The organism is Streptomyces sp. NPDC054863 (assembly GCF_053610825.1).
In genome coordinates this window covers 1-11,634 of the sequence record NZ_JBSGZD010000257.1, presented here as the reverse complement: position 1 = coordinate 11,634, position 11,634 = coordinate 1, and the positions used below count along the sequence as shown (strand labels likewise).

Below are 11,634 nucleotides of genomic sequence, written 5' to 3'. Positions count from 1 at the left end.
CCGCTATTGCACCCGATGGAACTACGGGCCGTACGGCGAAACAGCCGTCGGTGACGGCTCGTCCGTCAGCGGCGCACCAGCGGGAACGGCAGCGTCTCGCGGATCGTGCGCCCCGTGAGGAACATGACCAGGCGGTCCACGCCGATGCCGAGACCGCCGGTGGGCGGCATCGCGTACTCCAGTGCGTCGAGGAAGTCCTCGTCGACCTCCATGGCCTCCGGGTCGCCTCCCGCGGCGAGCAGCGACTGCGCCATGAGGCGGCGGCGCTGCTCGACGGGGTCGGTCAACTCCGAGTAGGCGGTGCCCAGTTCGGTGCCGAAGGCGACCAGGTCCCAGCGTTCCGCGAGGCGCGGGTCCTTGCGGTGCTGGCGGGTCAGCGGGGAGACGTCGGTGGGGAAGTCCTTGTAGAAGGTGGGCAGGACGGTGCGTTCCTCGACGAGGCGCTCGTACATCTCCAGGACGAGGTCGCCGCGGGTCTTCTCCGGGGTGTGCGGGACGCCCGAGCGGTCGCAGAGCCTGCGCAGCACCGGTTCCTCGGTGTCCGCGTCGACCTCTTCACCGAGGGCTTCGGACACGGCCCCGTACAGCGTCTTGACCGGCCAGGGCCCGGAGATGTCGTGCTCGACGATCTTGCCGTCGGCATCGGTCTTGCGGGCGATCGGCGAGCCGAAGGCGGCGGTGGCGGCGCCCTGGATGAGCTCGCGGGTGAGGTCGAGCATGACGTCGTAGTCGGCGTACGCCTGGTAGGCCTCCAGCATCGTGAACTCGGGGTTGTGCTTGTACGAGACGCCCTCGTTGCGGAAGGTGCGGCCCATCTCGAAGACCTTCTCCATGCCACCGACGCAGAGCCTCTTGAGGTACAGCTCGGGGGCGATGCGCAGGTACAGGTCGAGATCGTAGGCGTTGATGTGGGTGGTGAAGGGGCGGGCGTTGGCGCCGCCGTGGATCTGCTGGAGCATCGGCGTCTCGACCTCCAGGTAGCCGCGTTCCAGGAGGCCCTGGCGCAGTCCCTGGACGACGGCGGAGCGGGAGCGGACGACCTCGCGGGCGTCGGGGCTGGCCACCAGGTCGACGTACCGGCGGCGCACCTTGGCCTCGGGGTCGGTGAGGCCGAGCCGCTTGTCGGGCAGCGGGCGCAGGCACTTGCCGGTGAGCTGCCAGTCGGTGACGAAGAGGGTCAGCTCGCCGAGGTCCGTGCTGCCGATCTCACCGGTGACGGACACCAGGTCGCCGAAGTCGACGTCGGCGGTGAACCGGTCGAGGATCGGGGAGCCCGAGCCGTCGCGGGTGAAGGCGATCTGGAGGTCTCCCGACCAGTCGCGCAGGTCGGCGAAGACGACGCCGCCGAAGTCGCGCACGACCATCACGCGACCCGAGACGGTCGCCTTCTCACCGGTACGGGTCCCGGGCTCGGCCGTCGGGTGCGCGGTGCGGATCGCGGCGAGGGTGTGCGTGGCGGCGGGGACGCCCACGGGGTACGGGTCGGTGCCCTCGGCGCGCAGCCGCTCCAGCTTGCGGTGCCGGACGCGGATCTGCTCGGGCAGGCGCGCGGTCGGGTCGGCGTTCACGTCGGCGGCGGGGCCCGCCAGGCCGAGGGCCTCGATGGAGGGCAGTCCCGCGGTGCTGGCCGGATTGGTGAACGTACGGCGCGGGGAGTGTCCGCGGCCCCACATCTTGCGCAGGCTCGGCACGGCGACGAAGCCCTCGGCGATGCCGGAGGCGAGGGAGACGCGGGCGAGGGAACCGGCGTCGCCGTAGCAGAGGAAGCGGGGGTACCAGGCGGGCTGGTACTTGACGTTGGAGCGGTAGAGGGCTTCGAGCTGCCACCACTTGGAGAAGAAGAGCAGCAGCCTGCGCCACAGCCGCAGCACCGGGCCCGCGCCGATGCGGGCACCCTCCTCGAAGGCGGAGCGGAACACCGCGAAGTTCAGGGAGATGCGGCGGATGCCCAGCTTGGGGACCTGCGCGCAGATCTCGGCGACCATGAACTCCATGACGCCGTTGGGTGCCTGGCGGTCGCGGCGCATCAGGTCGAGGGAGATGCCGTCCTTGCCCCAGGGGACGAAGGACAGCAGGGCGATCAGTTTGCCGTCGGCGTCGAAGGCCTCGACGAGGAGGCAGTCGCCGTCCTCGGGGTCGCCGAGCCGGTCGAGCGCCATCGAGAAGCCGCGTTCGGTCTCGGTGCCGCGCCAGGCGTCCGCGCGGTCGATGATCTGCTCCATCTCGGCGTCGGAGAGCGCGGAGTGGCGGCGGATGCGGGTCGTGGCACCGGTGCGGCGGACCCGGTTGACGGCCTGGCGGGTGACGCGCATGTCGCGGCCGTCGAGGTCGAAGGAGGCCACGTCGAGGATGGCCTCGTCACCGAGCTGCATGGCGCTGAGGCCCGCGCGGGCGAACGCGGTGGCGCCCTCTTCGGACGCACCCATGACGGCGGGCGCCCACGCGTACCGCTTGGCCATCGCCAGCCAGGCCTCGATGGCCTGCTGCCAGGCCTCCCGGTCGCCGACCGGGTCGCCCGACGCGAGGGAGACGCCGGCCTCGACGCGGTAGGTGACGGCGGCCCGGCCGTTGGGCGCGAAGACGACGGCCTTGTCGCGGCGGGTGGCGAAGTAGCCGAGCGAGTCCTGCGCACCGTAGGCACGCAGGAGGGCGCGGATGCGGGGCTCCTCGTCGCCGTGCAGCGAGGACTCCATGCGCTGCGAGCGGAACAGGGTGGCGGCGGCGGCCAGCAGGGCGAGCGCGCCGAACAGGCCGAAGAGGAAGTAGAGGAAGCGCGGGCCGTACCCGTCGAACTCGCCGTACAGCACACCGCCGAAGACGCGGACGATCACCCACGGCAACCGGTCCTCGCGAACGAGGGTCCCCGGGAACAGCGAGATCAGCCCCCAGCCGACGAGTACGGCGGCGGCGAGTCCCGCCACCAGCACACCCAGCGCCCGGCGCACCGCGCCGTGCCGGGAGGACGCGTAGAACTCCTTGCGGGCCAGCACCAGCACCACCAGCGCGGCGACGGCCACCACCGTGGAGGCCAGCGCCTCCCAGTCCTCCAGGACGATGTAGAGGACGTCGCCGACCAGCAGCAGGACCAGATAACCGACGACCAGCCACCAGGCGACCTTCTTGCGCGCGCCGACGGCCGCGGCGAGCAGGAAGAAGAACACGGCGTACGCCAGGTTCGCACTCACCGGGACGGTGAGGAACTCCAGCAGCCCGGTGATCGGCCGGACCAGTCTGCGCAGGGGCTGACTGATCGCGAGCAGGGCACAGTACAGACCGAGCAGGCCGAAGAAGGCCGCGAATCCGTCGGGCACCCTGCTGAGGAAGCGGTTGCGGCTGGTGGGAGTCTCCTCCACGCTGACACTCATGGTTGGCACTCTAGGGAGCGACGGAGCCGGACGCCTCCCGGGGTAGGTGCTTCCACCTGCGCAAGGCGGTCTTTTCGGTCCGTACGAGACGCGTTTCGGCGCACGCGGGCCGGCGGGATAACCTCCGAGCTGTGACCGAACAGCCCGAACAGCAGCGCCACGCCTTCGAACGCGGTACCGACGGCCCCAAGGTGATCGTCGCCGGACTGGACGGATCCGCGTCCTCCCTGCGCGCGGCGGCGTACGCGGGAGGGCTGGCCAGGCGGCAGAACGCGCTGCTCGCTCTCGTCTACGTACAGCCGCTGATGCCTACCGGCGCGGCGCTCGGCGCCCCGGTCGCCGGGACCACCGAGGAGATCGCCGAGGAACTGATCGCGGAGATCCGGCAGACCGCGGAGCGGGTGAAGGGGATCTTCGAGGTCCGGTGGGAGTTCCACACCTTCCGGGGCGACCCCTACAACGGCCTGGTGACGGCGGCCGACGAGCTGCGGGCGGACGCGGTCGTGGTGGGTGCGTCGGAGTCGGCGGGACACCGGTTCGTGGGTTCGGTGGCGGTACGGCTGGTGAAGGCGGGACGGTGGCCGGTCACAGTCGTGCCGTAACCGGCCGGAGCGCCGCATCACCCGAACGGGTCAGCCGTCGCGGCTCAACGCCCCATGGTGAGACCTGACTTGGCCGCGCCCCGGCTGAGGACGACCTTGCGGATGTGCTCGCGCGTCCCGCCGTGACCACTGCCCCCGGCGCCGAGGTTGAGCACCCGGTTCGATCCGAGGTCGAAGAACTGCGGGACGAATTCCGCCTTGTCGACCTCCCACCGCTTGCCGTGGGCGACGGGCGGGGCGAAGGTGAAGCGGCCGATGCTGCTCATGTTGCCGCGGTCGTCCTGAGCGCCTGAGTGGTTGAACATGGTGCCCGCGATCTGGTCGCCCATGCCGTAGACGATGTACGTCCCGTTGACCTTCTCGTACGCCTGCGGGACGTGCGCGTGCGTGCCCAGGATCAGGTCGATGTCCGGGCGCCCCGCGGTGGCCGACGCGGTGAGGGCGCGGCCGAGGGAGAGCTGCTTCTCGTCGGGCTCGTCCTGCCACTCCGTACCCCAGTGCAGGGAGACGACGACCACGTCCGCGCCCGCCTTCCGGGCCGCGCGGGCGTCGGCGACGATCTTGCCGCGGTCGATGAGGTTGACCGCCCAGGGCTGCCCCTCGGGGAGCGGGTAGTCGTTCGTGCCGTACGTGTAGGCGAGCTGGGCGACCTTGGCGGTGCCCGCCCTGAGCAGGGCGGGGCGGGCGGCCTCCCGTGCGGTGCGGGCCGAGCCCACGTGTGCGATGCCCGCCCTGTCGAAGGCGTCGAGGGTGCGGCGGATGCCCGCGGCACCCGCGTCGAGGGTGTGGTTGGAGGCGGTGGAGCAGGAGTCGTAGCCGGTGGCCTTCAACCCGGCGGCGACCTGCGGCGGGGAGACGAACGCCGGGTAGCCGCTGTAGGGGCCGCCCGCCTCGCCGTACACGGTCTCCATGTGGCAGATCGCCAGGTCGGCCTTGGACACGACGGACTTGACGCCCGCGAGCATCGGCGCGAAGTCGTAGCCATCGCCTCCCGCGTCGGTGCGGCCCTGCTGGATGATCGAGTCGTGCGGGAGCACGTCGCCCGAGGCGACCAGCGTGAATCCGCGCTGCGGGGCGGCGGGCGCGCCCTGCCGGGGAGCGCCGGACTGCTGGGAGCCGGGCTGCTGGGAGCCGGACTGTTGCGGGCCGGGCTGCTGAACGGCCCGGCTCCCGGACTCCCGGGGCGGGGTTCCGGGGCCGTCCGGTCCTGTGGTGCAGGCGGTGGCGGCGCCGATCAGCAGGGCGGCGACAGCCACCGGTCCGTACCGCTGCGGGCTCACAGTGCGCTTCGTCATCGGACCGGCTTCCCTCACGGTGGAATGTCTCGAACATGCGCCGGATATGCGCAAAAAGAATCCATCCGCGAGGGCCGGTGAAGTCAAGGACCTTTACCGCCATACCCGTACGAGCCCGCCCGAACGGCCCCGCGGGTCCGGCAGCGGCTCCCGCTCTGCACGCTCCGGCCCGGGCCCCGGCCCGCCGACCGTTCGTCGTGCCACTCGTCGCACGGCTCGACCGTTCGTCGCACGCACCGGCCGCCTGTTCGCACGCCGCGCACCGCCTGCCGCCGGATCCGCGTACCGACAGTTATCTTCGCCCCTGAACTCGGCCCGGCTGTGATCACCGTCACTCACCCCGGCCGGGCCGGCTGTCCGCCCTCCCGCCCGAAGGAGCGTCCACGGTGACCACCGCCCTCGCCCTCGCCCCCCGCACCGACGAACGCGACCTGGCCGCGCTCCAGCACGAGCACGGCACCGCGCTCTTCGCCTTCCTGCTCGGTCTCACCTACGGCGACCGGCAGCGCGCCGAGGACCTGGTGCAGGAAACGCTGGTACGGGCCTGGCAGCACCCGGAGGCCCTGTCCAGCGACCACGACTCGATGCGGCCCTGGCTGTTCACGGTCGGCCGCAGGCTCGCGATCGACGCCCGGCGGGCCCGGCGGGCCCGGCCGAGCGAGGTCGGCGCGGAGGTGCTCGCCCACTCGGCGCTGCCCGACGACCACGCCGAGCGCTCCGTCACCGAACTCGATGTGCGCCAGGCGGTGCAGACGCTGCGCACCGAGCACCGCGACGTGCTGGTGCAGGTGTACTTCCGGGGGCGTTCGGTGGCCGAGGCCTCGACGGAGCTCGGCATTCCGGAGGGGACGGTGAAGTCCCGTACGTTCTACGCGCTGCGGGCGTTGCGCGGAGTGCTCCCGGGATACGAGTCGGCGGCGTGAGCCGGACGCGCCGGCGGCTCGATCCGGTCACGTGAGCCGGACGCGCCCCGAGTCACATGCGTACCGGCGGTACACCCCTTCCTCCTGCTCCTCCCGTGCCACGGTTTCGGCGCGACGATTTCGAAAGCACGGCGTCAAGTTCAGTAAAGATGGCCCGCCAAACCCCCCGCAGCGTGAAAGCTCTTCGCCGGGGACTCAAGTCCGGAGTCCCGCATACCGGAAGCACGACCGGAGAAGGTGGAATGCTGTGCTGCCCGAGAGCGCCAATGGCACCGGTGGAAGCAGTCTTGCCGTACCCATGGCATGGCTGTACGCCGAGTACATCGCCGACGAGCTGCTGCGCACGGGGCAGTTGATCCCGCCCGGCACGCTGGAGTTCCGCGCCGGGCGGGAGGCCCTCGCGCTGACCGTCTATCTGTCGGACTCGACGGACGAGCTGTCCGGGGTCGGGGTGATCTCCCAGCTCGACGAATGGCTGTCGCTGACCGCCTACGGCCACCCGTGGGAGCAGTGGGTGTGCGAGCGGTTCGCGGCGCGCGCCGACGCGGAAGGCCCCGACCTGGAACTGGCCAGGGCGTCCTGGCGGTGGCTGGAGTCGACGGAACTCCTCGCGACGGATCTGGCCGGGACGGGGGTGGAGGACGACGAGGGCCTGTCGGGCGCGTTCGGGCCCGACGCGGTGGACCGGGTGGACGAGAGCACGCGCGTCTGGCTTCCGGCCTGGCAGCTGGGACTGCCTCTGGGGCACCTGTCGGTGCATCTCTTCTGAGCCCGGACTGACGGAGTGTCACCTGGAGGTGCGGGGTGAACTGTGCACGCCCGCACGGTACTTGGGGATGCGTACGGTGATCTTCATGCCTGCGCCGACCCCGGTCTCGATGACCAGGCCGTAGTCGTCGCCGTACACCTGGCGCAGTCGCTCGTCGACGTTGGAGAGCCCGATGCCGGAGGCGGTCGGTTCCTGTCCGGCGAGGATGCGCCGGAGCCGGTCGGGGTCCATGCCGACGCCGTCGTCCTCGATCGTGACGATCGCCTCGGCGCCCGCGTCCCGGGCGGCGAGGGTGATCCTGCAGTCCTCGCGGGAGTCTTCGAGCCCGTGCTTGACGGCGTTCTCGACGAGGGGCTGCAGGCAGAGGAAGGGAAGTGCGACGGGCAGCACCTCGGGGGCGATCCGGAGGGTCACCTTGAGCCGGTCGCCGAAGCGGGCTCCGGCGAGTGCCAAATACTGTTCGATGCAGCGCAGTTCGTCGGCGAGCTCCGTGAAGTCGCCGTGCCTGCGGAACGAGTAGCGGGTGAAGTCGGCGAATTCCAGGAGGAGTTCACGGGCCCGCTCGGGGTCGGTGCGGACGAACGAGGCGATGGCGGCGAGGGAGTTGAAGATGAAGTGCGGGGAGATCTGGGCGCGCAGGGCGCGGATCTCGGCCTCGACGATCCTGGTGCGGGACCGGTCCAGCTCGGCCAGCTCCAGCTGTACGGAGACCCAGCGGGCGACCTCGGTGGCGGCACGCACCAGGACGGCGGACTCGCGGGAACCGTAGGCGACGAGGGCGCCGAGTACTCCCTCCTCGCCGGTGAGGGGGGCGATGACGGCCCAGCGCAGGGGGCACTCGGGGTCGCCGCAGTCGGTGTGGATGCTCTGGCTGCGGCCCGAGTCGAGCATTTCGGCGACCTTGAGCATCACCTTCTCCTCGTGGTGGCCCGCGCCGGGTCCGTCCCAGGCGAGGACGGTGCTGCGGTCGGTGAGGCAGAGGGTCTCGGTGCCGAGGAGCGAGCGCAGGCGGCGGGCGGCCTTGCGGGCGGTGTCCTCGGTGAGGCCGGCCCGCAGCGGGGGCGCGGCGAGGGAGGCGGCATGCAGGGTGAGGAAGGTGGCGCGCTCCACGGGCGTACCGAGGTCGAGGTTCTTCTCGCCGCGGCGGGCGGTGAACCGGCCGAGAGCGGTGCCCGCGGCGAGGAGCAGTGCTCCGGCGGCGGCGAGAGCGGCGATCTCCATGGGAATCATTGCTCAACTCCGAGAGCGGTGATCTCGATGATGGTCATTGCTCAGCTCCAGGAGCAACGGTCTCGACAGTGGCCACCGCTCAATTCCGAGAGCACTGCTCCGGTTCGTGATCACCGCTCGTCGACTCCGCCCGGTTTGTCGGTCAGTTCCTCGGGGAGGTGCAGCCGGGCCAGGGTCGCGGCCGTGCCCGCCGGGATCCGGTCCCGGGTCGCGAGTGACACCAGGACCATCGTCAGGAATCCGAGCGGTACGGACCAGACGGCGGGCCAGGCGAGCAGCGTGTGCGCCCACCCGGAGGACGGGAAACCCGCCCGGGTCGCCAGCACCGCCGCGAGCGCCGCCCCGCCCCCGACGACCAGCCCCGCGGCGGCTCCCGGCGGAGTGAGCCCCCGCCACCAGATGCCCAGCACGAGCAGCGGGCAGAACGACGACGCGGACACCGCGAAGGCCAGCCCGACCGCGTCCGCGACCGGCACGTTGGCGGTCACGGTGCTGACCGCCAGCGGCACGGCCACCGCCAGGACGGTGGCCAGCCGGAAGTGCCGTACGCCGCGCGCAGGCAGCACGTCCTGGGTGAGCACTCCTGCCACCGACATCGTCAGCCCGGAGGCGGTCGACAGGAACGCGGCGAACGCCCCGCCCGCGAGCAGCGCCCCCAGCAGGTCTCCGCCGACCCCGCCGATCAGGCGTTCCGGCAGGACGAGTACCGCGGCGTCGGCGTCCCCGGTGAGCGCGAGTTCGGGCGCGTAGATGCGGCCCAGTACCCCGTACACCGGTGGCAGCAGGTAGAAGGCGCCGATGAGTCCGAGGACGACGAGGGTGGTGCGCCGGGCGGTGGTGCCGTTGGGGCTGGTGTAGAAGCGGACGGCGACGTGCGGCAGGCCCATGGTGCCGAGGAAGGTGGCGAGGATCAGTCCGTAGGTGGCGTAGAGGGGGTGTTCCTCGCGGCTGCCCGCGAGCGGCTGGGACCAGGTGGAGGCTCCGGCGGCCCGGTCGTCGCGATTCTCGGGGACCTCGGCGCCTGCCGGGAAGCGCAGGGTGGTGCCGCCCGCGACGCGGTGCGCGCCCGGTTCCAGGCGCAGTTCCCGCTCGTCGTACGTCCGGTCGTCGACCGTCCCCGACACGGTCAGGGTGAGCGTCCTGTCGAGTTCGATCCGTACCGTCTCCTGGAACCGGACGGACGTGTGCTCGCGGAAGGTGGCGGGTGCGTCGAAGCGGGCGCGCGGGGCGTCGTCCCCGCACCAGGCGCCGAGCAGGAACAGTGCCGGTACGAGCAGCGCGGTCAGCTTCAGCCAGTACTGGAAGGCCTGTACGAAGGTGATGCTGCGCATGCCCCCGGCGGCGACGGCCCCGGTCACCACGACCGCGACGACCAGCCCGCCGACCCACTCGGGCGCCCCCGTCAGGATCTCCAGGGTCAGCCCGGCGCCCTGCAGCTGGGGCAGCAGGTACAACCAGCCGATGCCGACGACGAAGAGGCTCGCCAGCCGCCTGACCTGGGACGATTCAAGCCGGGCCTCGGCGAAGTCGGAGAGCGTGTACGCCCCGGACCGGCGCAGCGGGGCGGCGACGAGCAGCAGCAGGACGAGGTATCCGGCGGTGTATCCGACCGGGTACCAGAGCATCTCGGGCCCCTGGAGCAGGACCAGTCCCGCGATGCCGAGGAAGGAGGCGGCGGAGAGGTACTCGCCGCTGATCGCGGCGGCGTTGAGCCGGGGTCCCACGGTGCGTGAGGCGACGTAGAAGTCGGAGGTGGTGCGGGATATGCGCAGGCCGAGGGCGCCTATGAGGAGGGTGACGAGAACGACGAGGGTGACGGCCGTGACGGCGTAGGTGTGGTTCATGGCTGTTCCGCGTTCAAGGTCCGTCAGCGGCCTTCCACGAGCCCGCGGAAGTCGCGCTCGTTGCGTTCGGCCCGGCGCACGTACCAGCGGGCGATGAGCCACATGAGGGGGTAGACGACGACGCCGAGCGCCACCCAGAGGTACGGGCCCGGCGTGCGCGGCGCCCCGGTCAGCACGCGCGGCAGCAGGAAGAGCAGCGGCAGTGCGCCCACGAGCAGGGCGAGCATGCCGAGGCCGAGGAGCGCGGTGCGCAGCTGACTGCGCATCAGGGAGCGGACGTAGGTGGCACCGAGGGTGGTCTGCTCGCTGATCTCCGACCGGGCGGGTGCGTACCCGGGTGCGCGGCCCTTGGGATTCCCGCGGGGCACACCGGTCACGGTCTCGCGACGGGGGCGCGGGGCTGTGGGCATGGGGTGGGCTCCGGAGGGTTCGTGGTGCGTCGTGCCGCTCTCGGCCTCGAACGCGTGCTCGTACGTGCAGGAGGCTGGAGTCTACGTGTGAGGACCCGCGTCGTTGAGGGCGATCTCCAGTTCCACGTACGACTGCTCCGCCCGCCGGAAGGCGACTTCCAGTGCGGCGGCCGTGCGGGGCGTCGCGAAGAGCTGTGCGGACTCCTGGACCTCGTAGAGGACATCGGCCCAGCGGCCGGCTGCGCTCTTGACGCGACGGAGGAGCACGTCGAGCTCGTGCGGCGCGGAGGGGTGGATTCCGGGGAGCTCGCGGAGTTCGGCGAGCAGCGCTTCTACTTCGGACATCCGGCTCCCTCACCCTGTGGTTGAGGGTCAGGGTAGGTGCGGATCCGGGGTGGCGGGCGGCGCTGCCGGGTGCCGGTCGCCCTGCGGCTGCCGTGCGTCGGCGAACGGTGCGGCGGGAGCGCCGGGCGGTCGTGGGCAGGGTGCACGGCCTGGTGCCGGCCTGGTGCTCGGCCCGGTGCCGACCTGGTGCTCGGCCCGGTGCCGGCCCGGCGCACGGCCCGGCGGTCAGCCCCGTCCGGCCTGGCGCATCAGGAGGTCCCGGAGCTCGCGTGCGTGGCGGCGGCTCACGACGAGTTCGGCGTCGGCGACGCGTACGGTCGTCGTTCCCGCGTCGAGGCGGAGTTCCTCGATCCGGCCGAGGGCGACGAGATGGCGGCGGTGTATGCGGACGAAGCCGCGGGAGGCCCAGCGTTCCTCCAGGGCGGAGAGGGGGATGCGGACCAGGTGGCCGGTGCCGGCGGTGGTGGGGCCGGAGCCGGTGGGGGTGACGGTGTGCAGGCGGGCGTAGTCGCCGTGCGCCTCGACGTAGGCGATGTCGGCGATGGGGATGAAGCGGGTGATGCCGCCGAGTTCTACGGGGATCTGGTCCTGGGCGGCGGGAGCGGGGGCGGCGACCTGGCTCTTCCCCGGCTGGGCGTCGCGGGTGGCCGCGGTGCCCTCGGCGGCGCGGCGCACCGCTTCGGCGAGGCGTTCGCGGCGTACCGGCTTGAGGACGTAGTCGACGGCCTTGAGGTCGAAGGCCTGGACGGCGAAGCCCTCGTGGGCGGTGACGAAGACGATCAGCGGCGGGCGGGCGAACCCGGCGAGCAGCCGGGCGAGGTCCAGGCCGGTGAGGCCGGCCATGTGGATGT

Annotated in this window: 10 protein-coding genes; 3 read left to right on the top strand and 7 right to left on the bottom strand. The window is 71.8% G+C overall.

All coding sequences use genetic code 11. From position 1 onward, the window contains the following. Positions 1-65: 65 nt before the first annotated feature. Positions 66-3,365 carry a bifunctional lysylphosphatidylglycerol synthetase/lysine--tRNA ligase LysX gene (lysX, locus tag ACWGIG_RS30855; RefSeq protein ID WP_453324977.1) on the bottom strand — a complete coding sequence of 1,100 codons (3,300 nt, stop codon included), beginning with the start codon at positions 3,363-3,365 and terminating at the stop codon, positions 66-68. 131 nt (positions 3,366-3,496) lie between these two features. On the opposite strand from lysX, the gene ACWGIG_RS30850 reads away from it, so the two are divergent. After that, a complete protein-coding gene (locus tag ACWGIG_RS30850; RefSeq protein ID WP_453324976.1) occupies positions 3,497-3,967 on the top strand; it encodes a universal stress protein in 471 nt (156 codons plus the stop codon). A gap of 44 nt (positions 3,968-4,011) precedes the next feature. On the opposite strand, the gene ACWGIG_RS30845 is transcribed toward ACWGIG_RS30850, so the two are convergent. Next, a complete protein-coding gene (locus tag ACWGIG_RS30845) occupies positions 4,012-5,262 on the bottom strand; it encodes a CapA family protein (RefSeq protein WP_453324975.1) in 1,251 nt (416 codons plus the stop codon). Between the two features lie 353 nt (positions 5,263-5,615). On the opposite strand from ACWGIG_RS30845, the gene ACWGIG_RS30840 reads away from it, so the two are divergent. Together ACWGIG_RS30840 and ACWGIG_RS30835 are read left to right on the top strand one after the other, a co-directional pair. Next, entirely contained in the window at positions 5,616-6,185 is a 570-nt protein-coding gene (locus tag ACWGIG_RS30840; RefSeq protein WP_453324978.1) for a sigma-70 family RNA polymerase sigma factor, read from the top strand. A gap of 298 nt (positions 6,186-6,483) precedes the next feature. Next, positions 6,484-6,954 carry a hypothetical protein gene (locus ACWGIG_RS30835; protein ID WP_453324974.1) on the top strand — a complete coding sequence of 157 codons (471 nt, stop codon included), beginning with the start codon at positions 6,484-6,486 and terminating at the stop codon, positions 6,952-6,954. An 18-nt stretch (positions 6,955-6,972) separates the two neighbouring features. Here the strand turns inward: ACWGIG_RS30835 and ACWGIG_RS30830 are convergent, their stop codons facing one another. The 5 genes from ACWGIG_RS30830 to ACWGIG_RS30810 form a co-directional block, all read right to left on the bottom strand. Further along, positions 6,973-8,184: a sensor histidine kinase gene (locus ACWGIG_RS30830; RefSeq protein WP_453324973.1), complete on the bottom strand. Its 1,212-nt coding sequence runs from the start codon at positions 8,182-8,184 to the stop codon at positions 6,973-6,975. A 110-nt stretch (positions 8,185-8,294) separates the two neighbouring features. Then, positions 8,295-10,028, bottom strand: coding sequence for a sodium/solute symporter (locus ACWGIG_RS30825; protein WP_453324972.1), 1,734 nt, complete (start codon positions 10,026-10,028; stop codon positions 8,295-8,297). Between the two features lie 23 nt (positions 10,029-10,051). Continuing rightward, on the bottom strand, positions 10,052-10,438 hold the full coding sequence (locus tag ACWGIG_RS30820) for a hypothetical protein (protein ID WP_453324971.1): 387 nt from the start codon (positions 10,436-10,438) through the stop codon (positions 10,052-10,054). An 81-nt stretch (positions 10,439-10,519) separates the two neighbouring features. Beyond that, the gene (locus tag ACWGIG_RS30815; protein WP_453324970.1) at positions 10,520-10,783 is read right to left on the bottom strand and encodes a hypothetical protein; all 264 of its coding nucleotides are present in this window, start codon (positions 10,781-10,783) and stop codon (positions 10,520-10,522) included. Between the two features lie 225 nt (positions 10,784-11,008). Beyond that, a partial coding sequence (locus ACWGIG_RS30810) for a LytR/AlgR family response regulator transcription factor (RefSeq protein ID WP_453324969.1) occupies positions 11,009-11,634 on the bottom strand: 626 nt, incomplete at its 5' end.